The organism is Xanthomonas arboricola (genome assembly GCF_003353015.1).
In the GTDB taxonomy this organism is placed as follows: Bacteria; Pseudomonadota; Gammaproteobacteria; order Xanthomonadales; family Xanthomonadaceae; genus Xanthomonas; species Xanthomonas arboricola_E.
Window position 1 is genome coordinate 637,267 of record NZ_QREM01000009.1, and the last position, 20,621, is coordinate 657,887.

Consider the following 20,621-nt stretch of genomic DNA (forward strand, 5'->3'; position numbering starts at 1 on the left):
ACACCAACGCACCAAGACAGATCGCGCCGTCAACGTCCAGCAGAGCCTCGCATGAGCACTCCCCGCCACACCCGCCTGTCCGGCCTGGAACCGCTGGTCATCACACCCGACCTGTTGTTCGTCAACGTGGGCGAGCGCACCAACGTCACCGGCAGCGCACAGTTCCGCAAGCTGATCAAGGAAGAGCGCTACGAAGAGGCGGTGGAAGTGGCGCGTCAGCAGGTCGCCAACGGCGCGCAGATCCTCGACGTCAACATGGACGAGGGCCTGATCGACTCGGAAAAGGCGATGACGCGCTTCCTCAACCTGATCATGTCCGAGCCGGACATCGCGCGCATTCCGGTGATGGTGGATTCGTCCAAGTGGAGCGTGATCGAAGCCGGCCTGAAGTGCCTGCAGGGCAAGAGCGTGGTCAATTCGATCTCGCTCAAGGAAGGCGAGGCGCAGTTCATCGAACAGGCACGCAAGGTGCTGCGCTACGGCGCCGCCGCGGTGGTGATGGCCTTCGATGAAGCGGGCCAGGCCGATACCTGCGCGCGCAAGGTCGAGATCTGCACGCGCGCCTACAAGGTGCTGACCGAACAGGTGGGCTTCCCGCCGGAAGACATCATCTTCGACCCGAATATCTTTGCCGTGGCCACCGGCATCGAGGAGCACGACAACTACGCGGTGGACTTCATCGAGGCCACCCGCCAGATCAAGCGCACCTTGCCGCATTGCCATGTTTCCGGCGGTGTTTCCAACGTGTCGTTCTCGTTCCGCGGCAACGAGACGGTGCGCCAGGCGATCCACTCGGTGTTCCTGTTCCATGCGATCAAGGCCGGCATGGACATGGGCATCGTCAACGCCGGCGGCATGCCGATCTACGACGAGCTGGACCCGGAACTGCGCGAGCGCGTGGAGGATGTGATCCTCAACCGGCGCAAGGACGGCACCGAGCGGCTGCTGGAGATCGCCGAACGCTACAAGGGCAGCAAGGGCGCGGCGAAGGTCGAGGACCTGGCCTGGCGCGAAAAGCCGGTGCGCGCGCGGCTGGCGCATGCGCTGGTGCACGGCATCGACGCATTCGTCGAAACCGATACCGAGGAAGCGCGACAGCAATCCACCCGCCCGCTGGATGTGATCGAAGGCCCGCTGATGGACGGCATGAACGTGGTCGGCGACCTGTTCGGCGCCGGCAAGATGTTCCTGCCGCAGGTGGTCAAATCCGCGCGCGTGATGAAGAAGGCGGTGGCGTATCTGCTGCCCTTCATCGAGGCGGAAAAACTGCGGACCGGCGATGTCGGCAAGTCCAACGGCAAGATCATCATGGCCACCGTCAAGGGCGATGTGCATGACATCGGCAAGAACATCGTCGGGGTGGTGCTGGCCTGCAACAACTTCGACGTGGTGGACCTGGGCGTGATGGTGTCGGCACAGGTGATCCTGGACCGGGCGCGTGCGGAGAATGCCGACCTGATCGGCCTGTCCGGCCTGATCACCCCGTCGCTGGAAGAGATGTCGCATGTCGCACGCGAGATGCAGCGGCAAGGCTTCGAGATTCCGCTGTTGATCGGTGGCGCCACCACCTCGCGCGCACACACCGCCTTGAAGATCGACCCGCATTACACTGCCCCGACCGTGTGGGTGAAGGACGCCTCGCGTGCGGTAGGCGTTGCGCAATCGCTGATCTCGCGCGACCTGCGCCAGGCCTTCGTCGCCGCCAACGATGCCGACTACGCGGAGATCCGCGCGCGCCATCGCAATCGTGGCGACGCCAAGCGCCTGGTGCCGCTGGAAAAGGCACGTGCACAGCGTTTCGATGGCGACTGGGACAGCTATACACCGCCCGCCCCGCGTCAGCCGGGCCTGCACGTGTTCGACGACTACCCGCTGCAGGAGTTGATCGAGCTGATCGACTGGACCCCGTTCTTCCAGGCCTGGGAACTGGCGGGCAGGTTTCCGGCGATCCTCAGTGACGAGGTGGTCGGCCCCCAGGCCAGCGAGTTGTACCGCGATGCACGCACGATGCTGCGCACCATCGTCGCCGAGAAATGGCTGACCGCGAAGGCCGTGTTCGGGCTGTGGCGGGCAAACAGTGTGGGCGATGACGTGGAAGTGGTGCTGACAGACCACAGGGATTCGGCAAGCGGGATTGGAGATTCGCAGCAGCCTGGCCAATCCCAAATCCCGAATGCCCAATCCCGGCAGCTCTTGCACTTCTTGCGCCAACAGGTCGACAAACCCATCGATCGCCCCGACTTCTGCCTGGCCGATTTCATCGCACCCAAAAGCAGCGGCAAGCAGGACTGGATCGGCGCGTTTGCGGTCACCGCCGGCATCGGGATCGACCCGCATGTGGCGCGGTTCGAAGCCGCGCACGACGACTACAACGCGATCCTGCTCAAGGCGCTGGCCGACCGCCTGGCCGAGGCATTGGCCGAGCGCCTGCATCAACGCGTGCGCACCGAGTTCTGGGGCTATGTGGACGACGAGACGCTGGACAACGAGGCACTGATCGCCGAGCGCTATCGCGGCATCCGCCCTGCCCCCGGCTACCCCGCATGCCCGGAACATAGCGAAAAACGCACCCTGTTCGACCTGCTCGATGCCGAGCGCCACACCTCGATGACGCTGACCGAAAGCTTCGCGATGCTGCCCACCGCCGCGGTCTCCGGCTACTACTTCAGCCATCCCGGGAGCCAGTACTTCGTGGTCGGGCGCCTGGGCAAGGAACAGGTGGCCGACTACGCCAGGCGCAAGGGCATCACCTTGGCGTTGGCCGAACGCTGGCTGGCATCGAACCTGGATTACGACCCGGAATAAGGGCCGCCGCAGACGTCGTAGGAGCGCACCCGGGCGCGACAGGGCGTTACTGGGAATGCCCTGTCGCGCCCGGGTGCGCTCCTACGCTGCAGCTGCCGACCCTCGACGGCGCCGCTGGATCACATCAACATCAGGCAGCCGGGCGCAACACGTTCAGGACCTCGTAGCACGCGCCCATGGTGTGGTAATCGGTCTTGCCCGCCGGGCTCTTTTCATCGCTGTACTTGCGGTTGTCTGCATCCAGGATGCGATACCACGCACCATGGCGGTGGTCGATCATGTGCGCCCAGGAATACGCCCACAGCTTGTCGTACCACTGCCAATAGCGATCGTCGCCGCTGCGCTGGGCCAGCAACGCCGCCGCCGCCAGCGATTCGGCCTGCACCCAGAAGTACTTGTCGTCGTCGCAGACCTTGCCATCAGGGTCGAAGCCGTAATACAGCCCGCCACGCTGTGCATCCCAGGAACGCTCCACTGCCACATCGAACAGATGTCGGGCGGTCGGCAGCAACCAGTCGCTCGGCGCGTAGCGGTCCAGCAGCATCAACAGCTTGGCCCATTCGGTCTGGTGGCCGGGCTGGAAACCCCAGGGGCGGAACAGGTGCTTTGGATTGTCGCGGTTGTAGTCCCAGTCGATGTTCCATTGCGGATCGTAGTGTTCCCACACCAGGCCGTCGGCCTTGGCCGCCTGACGCCGGGTCATGGTGTCGGCCAGCGACAGCGCGCGGTCCAGATAGCGCTGCTCGCCACTGGCTTCGTACGCGGCGATCATCGCCTCGCACATGTGCATGTTGGCGTTCTGGCCGCGGTAGCTGGTGAAGTTGAACTGCGCATCGGCTTCGTCGCGGTACAGGCCGAATTCCGGCTCCCAGAAATGTTTTTCCAGCAGCTGCCAGGTCTCGTCCATCCAGGCGCGCGCTTCTTCGATACCGGCCTTCAGGCCGCAGGAATACGCCAGCAGCACGAACGCCACGCCGTAGCAGTGATTCATGTCGTCTTCGACCACGCCGTCGCGCAGGGTCCATGCATAGCCGCCGGTAACCGGATTGCGATGCACGTTGCGCAGGTAGTCCAGGCCGTGACGTACCGCCTCCAGATACTCGGCATTGCCGAACTCGCGATAGGCCATCGCGTAGTTGAAAACGAAACGCGTGCTGCTGACCAGATGCCGGTGCCCGGCATCGTAGATCACGCCATCGTCGCGGAAATACTGGAAGAACCCGCCCGCCGGGTCGATCGCGCGCGGGTGGTAGAACGCCATGGTGTCGGCGATGTGCTGGCGCAGCACATCGGCAGAATGGAAATCGGGTGCGGGACTCGCAGGCAAACGGCTCATGGTTGTTCCTGGATCAGGGAATGGACTTCATCGACGCTCGGCATCGCCGCAAACGCGCCCTTGCGCGTTACCGCCAGCGCACCGACCGCCGCGGCAAAGCGGATCACCTCGGTCATCGCAGCGGCATCGCCACACAGCTGCTCGAGCGTGGACGCGCGCGCAGCCAGCTGAAACAGCAGGCCACCGACGAATGCATCGCCGGCTGCCGTGCTGTCGCGCACCTGCACGCGGAAGGCCGGCACCTGGCCCGAGTCGGTGCGTGTCTGCCAATGCACCGGCCCGCCGCCGTCGGTGACCAGCAACCAGCTGGCCTGGCCCTGCCAGAGCTTCTGGATGACCGCGCTGGCATCGCCATCGAGCGTGCCGGCCAGGTAATCGAGTTCCTCGCGCGAGAGCTTGACCACGTCGGCCAGTGCCAACGCCTCCCACAGCAACGCGGCCGGGTCCACGTCCTGCGGCCACAGCATCGGGCGCAGGTTGAGATCCAGGCTGACGATGGCGCCGTCGGCACGTGCGCGGCGCATGCCGTCCAGCGTGCATTGCGCGATCGCAGGCTCGGTCATGCTGTTGGAACACACATGCAGCACGGCAGCCTGCGTGAAGCCGTCCGCGGCGAAATGCTCCGGACGGAACAGCAGATCCGCCGCAGGCGGGCGATAGAAGCTGAAACTGCGCTCGCCGGCTTCATCCAGGGCCACGAAGGCCAGCGCGGTCTTGGCCTGATCTGTGCGCACGATGCCATCGGTGGCGACCCCGGCCTGCTGCAGGCTCTGCAGCAGGAAGTCGCCGAACATGTCGCGCCCCAGCATGCCGACGAAATGCGCCGCGCCGCCCAGCCGCGCCACCGCGACCGCAACATTGGCCGGCGCACCGCCGGCGTATTGCGCAAACGTACGTGCCTCGTCGGGGCCGGCGGATGGCAATGCCAGCATGTCGATCAAGGCTTCGCCGAAACAGACCACCCGGTTCTTGACAGCACTCATGCGTGCGCCTCCGCCAGTGCGCCACGCAGGCGCGAGCCCCAGATGCCGTAGAACACGATGTACAGGTAGCACACCAGCGGCAGCACGAACGACTCATGCAAGCCGATGCTGTCGGCCAGCAGGCCTTGCAGATACGGCACGATGGCGCCGCCGACAATGGCCATGATCAACAGGCTCGACGCGCGACCGGTCAGCGGACCGAGCCGCTCGATGCCCAGCGTGAAGATGGTCGGGAACATGATCGAATTGAACAGGCCGATCGCCACCAGCGCATACACCGCCAGCATGCCGCCACTGGCCATGGTCAGCACCAGCAGCAGCGCGTTGATCCCGGCGAACACCGACAACAGCACGCGCGGCGACAACTTGGCCAGCAGCGCCGAACCGATGAAGCGGCCGATCATCGCCAGCGTCCAGTACGCCGACACGTAGTTGGTCGCCTCGCGCTCGGTGAACCCGCCGATCTGCGGCAACGAGAAATAGTTGACCATCAAACTGCCGATCGCCACTTCCGCACCGACATAGAAGAAGATCGCCAGCACACCGAAGCGCACATGCGGATGACGCAAGGCATCCAGCAGCGAATGCTTGCCCTCGTCTTTCTGCGCGCCCGCATCGGTCAGTGCCGGCAGACGGAACAGGAACACGAAGATCGCCAGCAGAAACAGCACGATGCCCAGGCCGATATACGGCCCCTGCACGGCCTGCGCTTCCTGGACGCGGTAGGCCAGCTGCTCGGCCTCGGGCAGCACCTTGAGCTGGTCGCCGCTCATCACGGTGTTGGACAGGATCAGCCAGCCACCGAACAGCGGCGCGATCGCAGTGCCCAGCGAGTTGAGCGCCTGCGCCAGGGTCAAGCGGCTGGAAGCACTGCGCTCCGGACCCAGCAGCGCCACGTAGGGGTTGGCGGCCACCTGCAGGATGGTGATGCCGGTCGCCAGCACGAACAGTGCGCCGAGAAATGCGCCATAAACGCGCAGTTCCGCCGCAGGCCAGAAGCCCAACGCACCGACTGCGGCAACCGCCAGCCCTGCCACGATGCCTTGCTTGTAGCCAAGCCTGGCCACCAGCCAACCGGCCGGCAGCGACATCAGGAAGTACGCGCCGAAGAAGGTGAACTGCACCAGCATCGCCTGCGCGAAGTTGAGTTCGAACACCGCCTTCAGATGCGGAATCAGGATGTCGTTGAGGCAGGTGAGAAAGCCCCACATGAAGAAGATCGTGGTGACGACCGACAACGCGACGCCGTTGTTGACGGGCGCCTTGTTGCCGCTTGGCACTGTGGATTGCGTGGAAAGGGAAACCATAGGAATTGCCTGGTCAGCGGCCTGAGGCCTTGGTGGGGGATTGCACGGGGGAAGAATCGTTGGGGGAGTGAAGCGGAACGATGGAGCTCGGCGCGCTGGCGCTGCTGGCGCTGCTGGCGCGGATCTTCAATTCGACCGCGGCGGTCAGGCGCTGCGATGCAAGGTCGGGACTGCCGATACGCTGCAGCACCAGTTGCGCCGCCTGGCGGCCGCGCGCACGTGGGTCGGCGGCCAGGGTGGTCAGTGCGGGCGTGAACAACGCGGCTTCGGCGATATCGTCGAAGCCGGTCACCGCGAAGTCGCGCCCCGGCACGATGCCGTGCATCGCCAGCGCCGCCATCAGGCCCAACGCAACACTGTCGTTGTAGCAGACCGCCGCAGTTGCGCGATCGTGCCCCGCGCTGTCCAGCATGCGCCCGGCGCATAGCGCTGCATCCTGTCGGTTCGGTGCGGATTCGACATAGTGCGCGGGCAGCCCGGCTTCGGTCATCGCGCGTGCGTAACCGGCGCGGCGTTGCCGGCAGGAACTGGATTGGGCATGGCCGCCGAAGAACACGATGCGCCGATGGCCTTGCGCAATCAGGTGCGCGCAGGCAAGCAATGCGCCCTGCTCGTTGTCCAGCGCCAGCAGATCCCAGCCTGCGCCCTCCACTTCGCGGTTGAACAACACCACGTTGTGTTGACGCCCCAGCACCTGGGTCAAGGCCTGCGCCTGGCTGCCTTCGGCCGGCGACAGGATGATGCCGGCAGGCGTGTGCTCCATCAGCGAGGTCAGCACCGCCTGCTGGCGCTGGGTCGATTCGCCGGTGCTGCCGAGCAGGGTCACATAACCGGCTGCGCCCAGCGCCTCGTCCACGCCTGCGGCAAATTCGGCAAAGAACGGGTTGGACAGATCGTTGATGACCAGCGCGATGCTGGACGACGTGCGGCGGCGCAGATTGGCCGCAGCACGGTTGTAGACGTAGTGCTGCCGATCCAGCTCGGCCTCCACCCGCGCGCGCGTGGTCGCGTGCACCAGCGGACTGCCGCGCAACACCAACGACACCGTTGCGCGCGACACGCCGATGGCGCCGGCGATATCGCGCAGGGTCACCGCGCCGCGTCCGCTGCGACGCGCGTCGCCGTCCTCGGACGCAGAGGGCGTCGATTCGGCACGCGTCACGCGGTAGGCCCTGCAATGAAAGATGTGCGCATGCATCTGGCGTTGATTGGATCGATCCAATTAGGCCTTTTCCGTGCACCCAATGCATGCGGCAGTGCAACATACGCAGCGGCCGCGTCCGGCCCTTACTGCAATCGCCCCCCCCTTACTGCAATCGCCCCCTTACTGCAATCGCACGCTTACTGGAACGCGATCGACAGGCCGATCCCGCCCTGCCAGTCCGGGCTCCGGGAGGTCAGCCCGCGCAGCACCGAGACATCCAGTTGCATCGCATGCGGCAACTGCCAGGCGCCACCGGCGCCGGCCACGCGCGAATGCTCGCTACCGCTGTCAAAACCCGCCTCGACGTAGCTGCTGAAATGCTCGCCGGAGAAGAACGTGTAGTTCGGCGACAAGGTCCAGGTATGCCCGTCGTTGTCGCGTGCGTAGTTCACGTACAGCGCCAGGGCGCGTTGCTGCGCCAGGTCCCAGGAGGCGGTCACGCCCAGCTCGCGCGCATAGCCGTCGCTGAAGGCCGGGCTGCCGGTCGGCACGCTGTAGCTACCGAGCGCGGCCCAATGAAAGCTGTCCGACTGCGACGGCAATGCCACCTTCAGGCCGAAATGGCTGTCGCCCCCGCCACGCACACGCTCACCGCCACCGTGCTGCCAGTTGTAGCTGTCGCTGCCCAGCTGCAGCTCCACGTGCTGGGACAACCCCAGCCGCAGGACCGTATCGGCGGTGTACTGGGTGATGCGCTGCCCACCGCTGCGATCGGTACTCGCATCCGGCAGGCCCTGCTCCCAGGCGAACGCGCCGGGCCGCAGCACTTCGGCCGCAAACGGAATACCGGGACGGTCGAACGCCGGCGCATCCTCCGTCTGTGCAGCGGCCTGCTGACTCACCACGCATAGCGCAAGCATCAGCGCAGCCGGCCCCATGGCGCGCGTCGCCTGCAAACCCGAAGCGCCGCGCACGGTGGATGCAAGCGATGCAACAACGCAGGACTTCAACATTTTCGACAACATGGACATACGCGGCACCGTCGGCAGGGAATGCGTGTCAACGCAGCAGGCACCATGCCCGGATGCGCCGACCGCTAAGGCCGCGATGGTGCCGCGCGCGCCGTGACCGGCCCGTGTATCGCCAATGCTGCATTGCTGCATGGCGCAGCCGGAAGCCGCGCAACAACGATCCATGTGCGCACCACGCAAGGCAACGCACCAAACAACATGGGCACCCATCAGGTGCCCATGACCAACAAGACCTAGCTCATGCAGGGTTACCAGACCAGATCGTCGGGCACCTGGTACTGGGGATCGGCATACGGGTCTTCGCCTGCCGGCGCATTCGGGTCCACCTTCAACGCCACCGATGGCGCGAATACCGCTTCGGCCTCGGCCAGTACTTCGGCCGTCACCAGCAGATAGCGGCCGTTGAGCTGCAGCACACCCAGCTCGCCGGCGTTGAGCGCCTTGAGCTGATCGGCGGTCACGTAGATACGCTTGATCTTGCCGCCATACGGAAAATGCCGGGCAATGTCCGCATCGGCATGATTCAGGCCCTTGTCCTTGAGCAGTTCCTCGAGCCGGGCCTTGGCTTCGCGACGCAGGCGTGCTTCTTCCTGCTTCAGCCGCTCGGCTTCGATGCGCTCGTCCTTCTCGCGTTGCGCGCGGATCGCATAGGCCTTGGCCAGGTCGATGTCTTCGCGCGTGCGTGCCAGCCTGGGTCCGCGGCGGTCGGCCGTGGACTGCGGTGGACGTTGCGATCCTGCCGGCTTGCCATCGTTGCGACGATCGGGCCGGCCATCGTTCTTGCGCTCGCCCTTGCCGTCGGTCGCCGCAGCGGCATGCGGCCGCTGCGGCCCCCTGCCCTGGCCGCCCGGCTTGTTGCCGCCGGGCGCAGGCCTGCCACCGTTGCCATGACGCGCGGCAGGCCGTGCGTCGGGTTTGCGTTCGGGCCTGGGTGCGGACTTGAAGCCCAACCCAAGCAACTGGTCACGTAAGGTATAGCTCATGGCGGTGGCAATCTGCAATCAGTAATGCGGAGGCGGCGGTTCATCCGCAGCGTCGGCAAACAACGTGGAGCGCACCTTGCCCAGATCCTCGAGCAGGTGGCGGATCAGCTCGGCGTTGCGGGCGCCCGTCAAACGGGCGTCCGCAAGTGCTTCACTCAGTTCGTTGAGCGCCTGCTCCTGAAAGGACAGGCGCGTTTCCAGTTCAACCAACCGCGCGTCCAGTTCCTGGTCGCGCGGCGAGAGTTGCTCATGCATGCAACGAACGGCCTCGTCCGATGGCGTAGTAGGCCAGACCTGCGGCTTCGATTTCCTGCGGGTCGTAAAGGTTGCGACCGTCGAACACGACGTCGTCCTTCAAGGCCTGCTTGATCTTGCCGAAATCCGGGCTGCGGAACTGCTTCCACTCGGTGACCACGACCAGGGCGTCGGCGCCTTCCAGTGCGGCAAATGCCTCGTCGCAGAAGGTCAGGTCGTCGCGCTCGCCGAAGATGCGCTTGGCTTCATGGGTCGCTTCCGGGTCGTAGGCACGCACGGTGGCGCCGGCTTCCCACAACTGCGCCATCAAACGCCGGCTGGACGCGGCACGCATGTCGTCGGTATTGGGCTTGAAGGCCAGGCCCCACACCGCGAAGGTCTTGCCGGCAATGCTGCCGGTGCCTTCGGCGCCGTAATGACGCTGCACAAGTTCGAACAGATGCCCCTTCTGTGCATTGTTGACGCTTTCCACCGCGTTGAGCAGGGTCGGCTCCATGCCGTACTGCTCGGCGGTCTTGGCCAGTGCCTGCACATCCTTCGGGAAGCACGAGCCGCCGTAGCCGGCGCCGGGGTAGATGAAGTGCCAGCCGATGCGCGGGTCCGAGCCGATGCCGTTACGCACGTGCTCGACGTCCGCACCGACCCGCTCGGCAATGTTGGCGATCTCGTTCATGAAACTGATCTTGGTCGCCAGCATCGCGTTGGCCGCGTACTTGGTCAGCTCGGCCGACCGTACGTCCATCTCCACGATGCGATCGCGGTTGCGGTTGAACGGCGCATACAGACGGCGCATGCGTGCAATGGCAGCCGGCTTCTTGGCACCGATGACGATGCGGTCCGGACGCATGCAGTCGGCCACCGCGTCGCCTTCCTTGAGGAACTCGGGGTTGGAGACCACGTCGAATTCATGGTCCACGCCGCGTGCGTCCAGCTCTTCCTGGATCGCCACGCGCACCTTGTCGGCGGTGCCGACCGGCACGGTGGACTTGTTGACGACCACCGACGGGCCATCGATATGCCGGCCGACGGTCCGCGCAACCGCCAGCACGTACTGCAGGTCGGCACTGCCATCCTCGTCCGGCGGCGTGCCCACCGCGATGAAGGTGATTTCGCCGTGCGCAATCGCCTCGGCCGCGTCGGTGGTGAAGCGCAACCGGCCAGAGGCGTGGTTGGCTTTCACCATCGGCTCCAGGCCGGGTTCATAGATGGGAATCACCCCACGATTGAGACCATCAACTTTCGCCTGGTCGATATCCACGCAGATGACGTGATGACCTACTTCCGCCAGACAGGTACCGGTGACAAGACCAACATAGCCGGTACCAAAGATCGCAACTCGCATGGGTGGGGGTACTCCTGTGGGGGATCAGGGAAGGATACCCATCAGTTCGACATCGAACGTCAACGTTGCGTCTGGTCCGATCGGCCCCCCCTGCGTGCCGTTCGGGCCATAGGCCAAGTTGGATGGAATCCAGAAACGATACTTCGAACCGACCGGCATCAGGGCGACGCCCTCGGTCCAACCTGCAATGACTTGATTCAGACCGAATTCGGCCGGCTGGCCGCGCTGGTAGGAGCTGTCGAACACCTGCCCGTTGAGCAGCTTGCCTTCGTAGTTCACGCGCACCGTGTTGGTGGGCATCGGCCGCTCGCCGCTGCCCTGGCGCAGCACCATGTACTGCAGGCCCGACGCGGTGGTGATCACGCCCTTCTCGGTCTTGTTCTTGGCCAGGAAGGCATTGCCTTCCTCGCGATTCTTGGCACCGGCAGCGCCCTGCTTGGCAGAGGCAAACGCCTGCATGGTGGCCGCGGCTTCCTGCTGGGTCAGGCGGGTGGTGCCCTTGGCGAACACGGTCCGCACCGCTTCGATCAGGATCGACAGGTCGATCTCGTCCTTGATGCCGGCCAGCGACGGACCGACCGCGCGATCGCCCAGCATCAGGCCGACGTTTTCCTTGGACGGCGCAGCCGGCGCGCTACCCGGCGCCATGCCCGGGACCTGCTGCCCGTTACGTGCCGCCAGCGCGGTGCGCAGTGCGGTGTCGGTGGCCTGGGTCTGCTCGTCGGACAACAGCGGCTTGCCGCCCTTGAATGCATTCTCGATGGCGCGTTGCAGTGCGCTCACATCGATGTCCTGGGCAATCGGCTCGAACGAACGTGCCACATCCATGCCGATGGCGTAGCTGACGTTGTCGCGCGTGCTCTTCTCAGACGATGCATTCAAAACTGGCTTCTCCTTGGTGGCCGCTGCGGCCGGTTGCTGCGACATCGCCGGCATCGATGCCGACAGTGCCACCATCAGTAGCGACGCCGCCGCGCCGCGCTTTCCCATCTTCATTCGATGCACTTCCCGAAAGTGAAAAGACACGCCGACGCCGGCGCTGAATGCGCATTGTCGCATGTGCGCGCGGCCTTGCGAGCGCCGTGCTCAGCGCGACGGCGCGTTGAGCTCGCGTTCGATGGCCGCCAGCACGCTCGGATCGTCCGGTTTGATCTTGCTGGGGAACTGCGCCACCACGCGCCCATCGCGACCGATCAGATACTTGTGGAAGTTCCAGCCCGGCGCCACGCCCGTGGCCTGGGTCAGGCGCTGATACAACGGCGTGGCCTGCGCGCCCAGCACATGCACCTTCTCAAACATCGGGAACTTGACGCCATAGGTCAGCGTGCAGAATTCCTGGATCTGCTTCTCAGATCCCGGTTCCTGCCCCTGGAAATCGTTGGAAGGAAAGCCCAGCACCGAAAAACCGCGACTGCCGAAGCGCTGGTTCAGCGCCTCCAGCCCTTCGTACTGCGGGGTGTAGCCGCACTTGCTGGCGGTGTTGACCACCATCAGGACCTTGCCGCCATAGGTACGGTTCAGGTTGATCGGCGCCTTGCCGGCCAGCGGCCGGTAGTCCAGATCCAGCACCGGCGCGCCTGCGGCCAGCGCCGAGGCGGAAAAAAAGCCAGCGAATACAACGACCAGCAGACGTTCGAGCACCATGAGCGATCCCTTTCGATAGGTTCCGGCCACCCGCGGGCGCGGGGTGCCATCAGTTGGGTCTGACAGGCAGTTGACTGCCTGCGTGTCGGTGTTATAGTTGAATACAACACCAGTCATCCAACGCAGGGGGAAAGCATGAACAGCACACGCTTCACGCGACCAGCTCCATTGCTGCTGTTCGGCAGCGCCCTGTTCGTCATTGGTTGCCTGGGAGCCGCTTCCAGTCAGGTCACGGAGTCCGGCGCCGATTATGGCGTGTCGGAGGCGGTTACGGAAAACGCGACGACTCCCCCCGAGGCGCGCACCCGGCCCGGCCGGCACCTGCGCGCTTCGCTGTCGATGCCCTATTTCTCCTTCGCGCAGGTCCTGCGTCCACGGAGCTGACCATGAACGACATCCAATGGAGCGACGGCGCTCCCATCTACCGCCAACTCAAGGAACGGGTGATTGCCATGATGCTCGATGGAATCCTCAAGCCGGGCGACGCCCTGCCCTCGGTACGGCAGGTGGCGGCCGACTACCAACTCAACCCCATCACCGTCTCGCGTGCCTACCAGGAACTGGCCGACGAGAACCTGGTGGAAAAACGCCGCGGCCTGGGCATGTTCATGACCCCGGAAGCCGCGCAGAAATTGCGCGGCAGCGAACGCGAGCGTTTCCTGAACGAAGAATGGCCCGCGGTGCTGGAACGCATCCAGCGCCTGGGACTGTCCATCGACGATCTGTTGCCACAGGGAAAAACACCATGACCGCCGTCTCCTCCGACCATGTGGTCGACGCACGTGGCCTGCGCAAGGCCTACAAGCACCGGCTCGCGCTGGACAACACCAGCTTCACCATCGCGGCCGGGCGCATCGTCGGCCTGATCGGCCCCAATGGCGCCGGCAAGACCACCGCGCTCAAGGCGGTGCTCGGGCTGACCGATTTCGACGGCGAGCTGAGCGTGCTCGGCCTGGACCCACGCACCCAGCGCAACGCGCTGATGAACGAGGTCTGCTTCATCGCCGACGTGGCGGTGCTGCCGCGCTGGCTGCGGGTTGGCGAGGCGATCGACTTCGTCGCCGGCGTGCATCCGCGCTTTGATCGCGCCAAGTGCGAGCGCTTCCTGGCCAATACGCAGCTCAACCGCAAGTCGCGGGTGCGCGAACTGTCCAAGGGCATGATCGTGCAGCTGCACCTGGCGCTGGTGATGGCCATCGACGCGCGCATCCTGGTGCTGGACGAGCCCACCCTGGGTCTGGACATCCTGTATCGCAAGCAGTTCTACCAGCGTCTGTTGGAGGACTACTTCGACGAGCAGAAGACCATCATCGTCACCACCCACCAGGTCGAGGAGATCGAACACATCCTCACCGATGTGATGTTCATCCGCGACGGCCGCATCGTGCTGACCGCCGACATGGAGAACGTGGCCGAGCGTTACACCGAGGTACTGGTGAGTGCCGAGCATCTCGACGCCGCCAGGGGCCTGACGCCGATCGACGAGCGCAGCCTGCCGTTCGGCAAGACCGTGATGCTGTTCGATGGCGTGCCGAAGACGCAACTCGCCGGTTTTGGCGAAACCCGCAATCCCGGCCTTGCCGACCTGTTCGTTGCGGTCATGAAGGGGACCTACGCATGAAGACACTCACCCACCAGGCTTCTCCCGCCCGCACGTTCGGCTGGCTGCTCAAGCGCGAGTACTGGGAACACCGCGGCGGTTTCGTCTGGGCACAGGTCATCACCGGCGGCATCGCAGTGTTCTTTGCGCTGCTGGGCGCGGTGATCGGCGCGATCAGCGCACGCCGCAACATGATCGGCGACAGCATCACGATGGACGATCTGGCCGATTACACGCGCACCCTCGGCCAGCTCGGCGACGGCCTGCTGCTGGGTGGCATCGGCATCGCCTCGGTGGTGCTGGCCTTTGTGGTGTTCTTCTATGCGCTGGGCAGCCTGTACGACGACCGCCGCGACCGCAGCGTGCTGTTCTGGAAGTCGCTGCCGGTGTCGGACGTGCAGACGGTGCTGTCCAAGGCGGCCTGGGCGTTGCTGCTGGCGCCGCTGATCGCCATCGCGATCGGTGTCGTGGTCGGCCTGGCACTGTGGCTGATCGCCATCGTGGGCGCCTTGATCGCCGGCGTCCCCAGCCCCTGGGCACTGGCGACCCATTCGCATCCGTTCTCACTGCTGTGGCTGTTGCTGAAGACCGTGCCGATGAGTCTGCTGTGGGCGTTGCCGACGGTGGGCTGGCTGATGTTCTGTTCGGCCTGTGCCACCAGCAAACCGTTCCTGTGGGCGGTGCTGTTCCCGCTGCTGGCCTGCGTGATGCTGAGCATCCTTTCGGCGATGCCGGGCGTGTCGCTGCCGATCGGCTGGATCTGGTACATCGTCGGCTACCGCGGCCTGCTCAGCGCCCTGCCCGGCACCTGGTCGCCACGTGCGGTCAGCGGCAACCTGGACAGCAGCGCGATGCAGAACCCCGGCGATCTGGTGCAGTGGCTGCTGCTGCATACCGACAGTGCACTGGTCTACGGCAATCCGGACATCTGGATCGGTGCGGCCATCGGCGTGGCGCTGATCGCCGCCTCCATCTACCTGCGCCGTCGGCGCTCCGAAGCCTGAGGACACTCCATGCGCCTTCGCCTGAGTCTCGCCGTCCTGTTCGCGTTGCCCGGTGCCGCAGTCGCCGAAGAGCAATGCAGATTTTCCGAGCCGCGCAGCCTGGACCTGCAACTGGCAGGTGCGAAATCGGTGCTGTTCGAAGTCGCCTCCAATGACCTGCATCTGGACGCCATGCCGGGTAGCGGCGGGCGCCTGAGCGGACGCGCCTGCGCGGCACGTGCCGACCTGCTCGAAAGCCTGACCGTCACCCAGAAGCGCGTGGGCAACAAGCTGGTGGTGACGCTGGCCGACGACCGCCCGCTGCGGACTTCCATCGGCAAGAGCTATGCGTACCTGGACCTGCGCGGCAACGTGCCCGACAGCGTGCTGGTGCAGTTCGACGTCGGCTCAGGCGATGCGGAGATCGCGGGCGCGGCGGCGGTCAGTGCCGATGTCGGTTCCGGTGACATGAGCATCCGTCGCACCAGCGGCAAGGTCACCGCCAAGGTCGGCTCGGGCGACATCGAACTGGAGCAGCTGGGGGCGTTGCGCGTGTTGGCGGTGGGCTCGGGCGACCTCAAGGCGCAGCAGATCGGCGGCGCGGTCGAGGTCGGCAAGGTCGGTTCGGGCGACGTCACGCTGCGCGGCGTTGCAGGCAACGTCAAGCTCGGCACGGTCGGCTCCGGCGATGTCGACATCGACGATGTGCAAGGCAACGTCAGCGTCGAGGCGATCAACTCCGGCACGCTGACCGTGCGCACGGTTGGCGGCGACCTCAGCGTGGCGCGCAAGGGCAGCGGCGATATCCACGCCAAGGGCGTCGGCGGCACCACCAGCCTGCCTGCAGGCGACTGACCACTCATCCATCCATTGCGGAGACCATCGATGAAATGTCTTCTTTGTGCACTGCTGGCGGGCGCGCTGCTGGCCGGCTGCGGCAAGTCCGAACCCACGGTCGTGGTGTCGGGCAAGACCAACGCGAACGGGGTGATCTTCAATGGCAAGAGCCTGACGCTCCACCGCGACGGCCTGCCTGCGGCCACCGTCGGCGTGGATGGCGCACTCAGCATTGCCGGCAAGCCGGTGCGCCTGAACGATGCGCAGCGGCAGGCGATGCGCGGTTTCTACCTGCAGATCCAGGGCGTCGCCGAGAAAGGCATCGATATCGGCACGCAGGGCGCGGCCTTCGGTGCGCATGCCGCCGGTGAAGCGCTCAAGGGCGTGCTCAGCGGCAACACCGACCAGATCGGTGACAAGATCCAAGCGCAGGCGGAAACCTTCAAACACAAGACGATGCAGATCTGCGATCAGCTGGCCAAGCTGCGCAACGCGCAGGACGCAGCCGCGCACCTGGTGCCGGCCTTCGCGCCTTATTCCACCCTGAGCCAGGGCGACGTGGACGACTGCCGCAAGTGACCGCGGCCGGACGGCCGCTGCACCGCGGTTGCCGACACGCGCAGCGGTTGCCTGGCAGCGGATGGACCGCAGGCCGCTGCGGGTTGCTGCACGCACCCGACCTCGGCCTGCGACGATGTGCCAGCCACGCGGACGGCCACCGCCGCAATCGGCAGACCAGGGTCGGATTACACTACCGGGCTCCTCTCCGACGCATCGACCCCATGAACAAGTTCGTGATGCTCTGCATGGCACTGCTGCTATGCGCCCTGACCGCCTGCGGCGATCAGTCGTCCCGGCGCGCCGAACGCGGCAAGCCGCGCGTTGCCATCACCACCCAGTCGGTGATGATCCGCCGCCCGCCGGCAGCCAACGCGGAAATCACCCCGGACGGCACCCTGAAGATCGACGATATCGCGCTGCCGCAGAAAGAACCGACGCGCGCCAAGTTGCAGCTGCTGTTCGGGCATCTGCAGATGCTGCGCCAGCAGGCCGTCAACGAGGCCGGCGCGGATCCGGAATACAAGTCGATCAAGCTGACCGCCACGCCGCAGATCCAGCAGCTCAGCAGCGAATTGCTGGACGAGATCCCGTCGCTGCAGCCGTATCGCGAGAGCTTCGGCAATGTGCAGGCCGAGCGGCACTGAGGCCGCGCAAAAGCGCAAGAACTGCGTAGGAGCGCACGCGTGCGCGATGAGGCTTTATCGGGAAGGCTTCATCGCGCCCGGGTGCGCTCCTACATGCGCACGCTGTGAGTGATCAGCCGCCGCCGCTGCTGCCGGCCTGGATGCCACCGCGCGTCAGCGCGGCCGGGTCCAGCAAACGGCGCAGATCCGCCTCGCCGAGCCCGCTGTCTTCCAGCGCCACCTCCAGCACCGGGCGCTGTTCCTTGTAGGCACGTTTGGCGATCGCGGCGGCCTTTTCGTAGCCGATGATCGGATTGAGCGCGGTGACCAGGATCGGATTGCGGTCCAGCGCCTCGCGCACGCGCTCCTGGCGCACCTTCAATCCGGCGATCGCGCTGTCGGCCAGCAGCCGCGACACATTGCCCAGCAACGTAATCGAATCCAGCAGGTTGTAGGCAATCAACGGTAGCGTCACGTTCAACTGGAAGTTGCCGGTCTGCCCGGCCACGGTGATTGCGGTGTGGTGGCCGATGACCTGCGCGCAGGCCATCACGGTGGCCTCGGGAATCACCGGATTGACCTTGCCCGGCATGATCGAACTGCCCGGCTGCAACGCCGGCAGCTCGATCTCGCCCAGCCCGGCCAGGGGGCCTGCATTCATCCAGCGCAGGTCGTTGGCGATCTTGATCAAGGCCACCGCCAGCGCATTGAGCTGACCGGACAGCTCCACTGCATCGTCCTGCGCAGCCAGGCCCTCGAACTTGTTGTCGGCACTCTCGAACTTGACCTTGCTCAAGCCCGACAAGGCCTTGGCCACCTTGCCGCCGAAACGCGGATCGGCATTGATGCCGGTGCCGATCGCGGTGCCGCCCAGCGGCAGCCGGCGCAGGCGCTTGAGCGAATCGTCGATGCGCTCCTGCGCCGAACTCAGCTGCGCCGACCACGCACCGAATTCCTGGCCGAAGGTCAGCGGCATCGCATCCATCAGATGCGTGCGCCCGGTCTTGACGACCTTGTCCAGCCCCTTGGCGCGCTTGTCGATGGTCTTGCGCAGATGCTTGAGCGCCGGCTGCAGCTGTTCCTGCACCGCGAGCAGCGCGGACACCCGGATCGCGGTGGGTACCACGTCGTTGGAACTCTGCCCGAGATTGACGTGGTCGTTGGGATGCACCGCGTCCTTGCCGGCGCGCGTGGCCAGCGTGGCGATCACCTCGTTGGCATTCATGTTGGACGAGGTGCCCGAGCCGGTCTGATAGACGTCGATCGGGAACTGCGCGTCATAGGTGCCGTCGGCGACCTGCAGCGCCGCCTCCTGCACGGCCTTGCCGATCGACTTGGGCAGCAACCCGAGCTCGGCGTTGACACCGGCCGCAGCGGCCTTGATCAGGCCCAGCGCGCGAATGAAGCCGCGCGGCATCGGCTGGCCGGAGACCGGAAAATTCTGCACGGCACGCTGGGTCTGCGCGCCCCACAAGGCATCGGCGGGCACCTGCAATTGCCCCATGCTGTCGTGTTCGATCCTGAAACGTTCGCTCATCTGCACTCTCCGCACATGGTTGGTCTGTGGTGATGGATGGCTGGCAGCGGGCGCACCCACGCTGGCGAGACTGCCTACGATACTCGCTCGCGGCGTTGCGACCGTGTCGTCGCAAGCCGTGGGCTAGACTGCCCATTGATCCATACGAGTTACCACGCCGCCATGGGCGACGACCCTGACTGTAGCAGCGCATCGTTTGCGTCCTTCCGGCCCGCCAGCCGCCCCACCGGTGACCTCTCCCAGCCGCTGACACGCGGCGCCACCGCCGTGGCACCCCACCGAGGCGGACGCCATGCTGGGTAATGTGCTGCTGTTGTTGGTCGCGCTGCTGCTGGTGCTGTTGAACGGCTTCTTTGTGGCCGCCGAATTTGCGCTGGTCAAGCTGCGCCATACCCAGGCGGTGGGCCTGGCACAGACCAATGGGTGGCGCGGGCGTTTGCTGCTCGGGGTGCATGCGCACCTGGATGCCTACCTGTCGGCCTGCCAGCTCGGCATCACGCTGGCCTCGCTCGGCCTGGGCTGGGTCGGCGAGCCGGCGTTCGCGCATCTGCTGCAGCCGCTGTTCGACAGGCTGGGCCTGTCGCCGGAAGCGGCGCAGTTCACCGCGCTGGCGATTGCCTTCAGCCTGATTTCGTTCCTGCACATCGTGCTGGGCGAGCTGGCGCCAAAGACCATGGCGATCCGCCGCCCGGAGCGGATGTCGTTGTGGACCGCCGCGCCGCTGTACGTGTTCTATTGGCTGATGTATCCGGCGATCTGGGTGCTCAATACCAGCGCCAACCGCCTGCTGCGGGTGCTGGGCTGGGGCGATGTGGAACACCAGTCGCATCGCTATTCGCGCGAGGAGCTGATGCTGATCGTCGGCCGCCAGGATCCGAACGCGGCCACGCCCGATCACGGGCTGGCCCTGATGAGCCACGCGCTGGAACTGCCCGACCTGGTCGCCGGCGACCTGATGCGCCCGCGCGAGCACCTGCGCAGCCTGCGCGAGGGCATGACGCTGGAGTCGGTGCTGGCCGAGTTCAGCGAGTCGCGCTACAGCCGCTACCCCTGGTTCGACGCCGATGGCGAGCAGGTGCTGGGCATCCTGCATACCAAGGACCTGCTGGTGGCAATGGCACGCAGCCAGGACCTGGACGATCTGCGCCCGTTGCTGCGCCCGCCGACCCTGCTGACGCTGGAAACCCCGATCCCCAGCGCGCTGGAGCAGTTCCGCACCGGCACCACCCATCTGGCGCTGTGCGTGGAGGACCAGGGCCGCATCCTGGGCTTCTTTACCCTGGAAGACCTGCTGGAGGTGGTGGTCGGCGAGATCGAGGACGAGCACCGCCACGTGGTGCGCGATGCCCCGATCCGCAGCCAGGACGGCTCGCTGCTGGTGGCCGGCAGCACCTCGATCTTCCGCCTGGAACGCCTGCTCGGCCATGACCTGAGCGCGCCGGACCATGTCAATTCGGTCGGCGGGCTGATCGTGCAGCGGTTGCAGCGGCTGCCCGAAGAAGGCGAGACCCTGGAACTGGACGGCCACGCACTGACGGTGCGGCGCATGGCCGGGCACCGGATCCAGGCGATCACGGTGCGGCCGATCGGCGAAGCCGGCGCCGGGGCGGCGTAGAATACGCACCCCCGCCAGCCTCCCAGTGCCCTGCC

At 65.6% G+C, this 20,621-nt stretch carries 21 protein-coding genes; 10 read left to right on the plus strand and 11 right to left on the minus strand.

Going from position 1 to position 20,621, the window contains the following annotated elements; translation table 11 throughout:
• Nucleotides 1-51 precede the first annotated feature (51 nt).
• Nucleotides 52-2,805, plus strand: a complete 2,754-nt coding sequence (gene metH, locus C0541_RS13400; RefSeq protein ID WP_115049045.1) for a methionine synthase — start codon at nucleotides 52-54, stop codon at nucleotides 2,803-2,805.
• 130 nt (nucleotides 2,806-2,935) lie between these two features.
• Here the strand turns inward: metH and C0541_RS13405 are convergent, their stop codons facing one another.
• From C0541_RS13405 to C0541_RS13425, 5 genes are all read right to left on the minus strand, one after another.
• A complete protein-coding gene (locus tag C0541_RS13405) occupies nucleotides 2,936-4,141 on the minus strand; it encodes an AGE family epimerase/isomerase (RefSeq protein WP_115049047.1) in 1,206 nt (401 codons plus the stop codon).
• Complete coding sequence (locus tag C0541_RS13410) at nucleotides 4,138-5,124, minus strand: carbohydrate kinase family protein (RefSeq protein WP_161960057.1); 987 nt, start codon at nucleotides 5,122-5,124, stop codon at nucleotides 4,138-4,140. The genes C0541_RS13405 and C0541_RS13410 overlap by 4 nt, the downstream gene beginning before the upstream one ends.
• Nucleotides 5,121-6,431, minus strand: coding sequence for an L-fucose:H+ symporter permease (fucP, locus tag C0541_RS13415; protein ID WP_115049051.1), 1,311 nt, complete (start codon nucleotides 6,429-6,431; stop codon nucleotides 5,121-5,123). The genes C0541_RS13410 and fucP overlap by 4 nt, the downstream gene beginning before the upstream one ends.
• Nucleotides 6,432-6,444: 13 nt before the next feature.
• The gene (locus tag C0541_RS13420; RefSeq protein WP_161960058.1) at nucleotides 6,445-7,629 is read right to left on the minus strand and encodes a LacI family DNA-binding transcriptional regulator; all 1,185 of its coding nucleotides are present in this window, start codon (nucleotides 7,627-7,629) and stop codon (nucleotides 6,445-6,447) included.
• Between the two features lie 143 nt (nucleotides 7,630-7,772).
• Nucleotides 7,773-8,600, minus strand: coding sequence for a transporter (locus tag C0541_RS13425; RefSeq protein ID WP_238601324.1), 828 nt, complete (start codon nucleotides 8,598-8,600; stop codon nucleotides 7,773-7,775).
• On the opposite strand from C0541_RS13425, the gene C0541_RS21060 reads away from it, so the two are divergent.
• A complete protein-coding gene (locus C0541_RS21060) occupies nucleotides 8,512-8,703 on the plus strand; it encodes a hypothetical protein (protein ID WP_193725956.1) in 192 nt (63 codons plus the stop codon). The two genes, C0541_RS13425 and C0541_RS21060, sit on opposite strands and share 89 nt — an antisense overlap.
• 151 nt (nucleotides 8,704-8,854) lie before the next feature.
• Here C0541_RS21060 and C0541_RS13430 read toward each other — a convergent pair whose 3' ends face one another.
• The 5 genes from C0541_RS13430 to C0541_RS13450 form a co-directional block, all read right to left on the minus strand.
• The gene (locus C0541_RS13430; protein ID WP_338016138.1) at nucleotides 8,855-9,589 is read right to left on the minus strand and encodes a DUF2058 domain-containing protein; all 735 of its coding nucleotides are present in this window, start codon (nucleotides 9,587-9,589) and stop codon (nucleotides 8,855-8,857) included.
• A gap of 18 nt (nucleotides 9,590-9,607) precedes the next feature.
• Nucleotides 9,608-9,844, minus strand: a complete 237-nt coding sequence (locus C0541_RS13435; RefSeq protein WP_024939344.1) for a SlyX family protein — start codon at nucleotides 9,842-9,844, stop codon at nucleotides 9,608-9,610.
• The gene (locus tag C0541_RS13440; protein WP_115049057.1) at nucleotides 9,837-11,186 is read right to left on the minus strand and encodes a UDP-glucose dehydrogenase family protein; all 1,350 of its coding nucleotides are present in this window, start codon (nucleotides 11,184-11,186) and stop codon (nucleotides 9,837-9,839) included. The genes C0541_RS13435 and C0541_RS13440 overlap by 8 nt, the downstream gene beginning before the upstream one ends.
• A 24-nt stretch (nucleotides 11,187-11,210) precedes the next feature.
• A complete protein-coding gene (locus tag C0541_RS13445) occupies nucleotides 11,211-12,182 on the minus strand; it encodes an FKBP-type peptidyl-prolyl cis-trans isomerase (RefSeq protein WP_161960059.1) in 972 nt (323 codons plus the stop codon).
• A gap of 90 nt (nucleotides 12,183-12,272) precedes the next feature.
• A complete protein-coding gene (locus tag C0541_RS13450) occupies nucleotides 12,273-12,830 on the minus strand; it encodes a glutathione peroxidase (RefSeq protein ID WP_115049059.1) in 558 nt (185 codons plus the stop codon).
• Between the two features lie 135 nt (nucleotides 12,831-12,965).
• Here C0541_RS13450 and C0541_RS13455 point away from each other — a divergent pair, with 135 nt between their 5' ends.
• The 7 genes from C0541_RS13455 (at nucleotide 12,966) to C0541_RS13485 (ending at nucleotide 17,455) form a co-directional block, all read left to right on the plus strand.
• Nucleotides 12,966-13,214 carry a hypothetical protein gene (locus C0541_RS13455; RefSeq protein ID WP_104582755.1) on the plus strand — a complete coding sequence of 83 codons (249 nt, stop codon included), beginning with the start codon at nucleotides 12,966-12,968 and terminating at the stop codon, nucleotides 13,212-13,214.
• Between the two features lie 2 nt (nucleotides 13,215-13,216).
• Complete coding sequence (locus C0541_RS13460; RefSeq protein ID WP_003483692.1) at nucleotides 13,217-13,579, plus strand: GntR family transcriptional regulator; 363 nt, start codon at nucleotides 13,217-13,219, stop codon at nucleotides 13,577-13,579.
• A complete protein-coding gene (locus C0541_RS13465) occupies nucleotides 13,576-14,451 on the plus strand; it encodes an ABC transporter ATP-binding protein (protein ID WP_115049061.1) in 876 nt (291 codons plus the stop codon). Before C0541_RS13460 ends, C0541_RS13465 begins: the two co-directional genes overlap by 4 nt.
• Complete coding sequence (locus C0541_RS13470) at nucleotides 14,448-15,434, plus strand: ABC transporter permease (RefSeq protein ID WP_115049063.1); 987 nt, start codon at nucleotides 14,448-14,450, stop codon at nucleotides 15,432-15,434. The genes C0541_RS13465 and C0541_RS13470 overlap by 4 nt, the downstream gene beginning before the upstream one ends.
• Nucleotides 15,435-15,443: 9 nt before the next feature.
• Nucleotides 15,444-16,268 (plus strand): GIN domain-containing protein, encoded by an 825-nt coding sequence (locus C0541_RS13475; protein ID WP_115049065.1) that lies wholly within the window; start codon nucleotides 15,444-15,446, stop codon nucleotides 16,266-16,268.
• A gap of 30 nt (nucleotides 16,269-16,298) precedes the next feature.
• The gene (locus tag C0541_RS13480) at nucleotides 16,299-16,829 is read left to right on the plus strand and encodes a hypothetical protein (protein WP_115049067.1); all 531 of its coding nucleotides are present in this window, start codon (nucleotides 16,299-16,301) and stop codon (nucleotides 16,827-16,829) included.
• A gap of 203 nt (nucleotides 16,830-17,032) precedes the next feature.
• Complete coding sequence (locus C0541_RS13485; RefSeq protein ID WP_115049069.1) at nucleotides 17,033-17,455, plus strand: hypothetical protein; 423 nt, start codon at nucleotides 17,033-17,035, stop codon at nucleotides 17,453-17,455.
• Between the two features lie 112 nt (nucleotides 17,456-17,567).
• Here the strand turns inward: C0541_RS13485 and C0541_RS13490 are convergent, their stop codons facing one another.
• Nucleotides 17,568-18,971, minus strand: a complete 1,404-nt coding sequence (locus C0541_RS13490; protein ID WP_115049071.1) for a class II fumarate hydratase — start codon at nucleotides 18,969-18,971, stop codon at nucleotides 17,568-17,570.
• A gap of 292 nt (nucleotides 18,972-19,263) precedes the next feature.
• Here C0541_RS13490 and C0541_RS13495 point away from each other — a divergent pair, with 292 nt between their 5' ends.
• A complete protein-coding gene (locus C0541_RS13495; protein ID WP_115049073.1) occupies nucleotides 19,264-20,586 on the plus strand; it encodes a hemolysin family protein in 1,323 nt (440 codons plus the stop codon).
• Nucleotides 20,587-20,621: the final 35 nt, after the last annotated feature.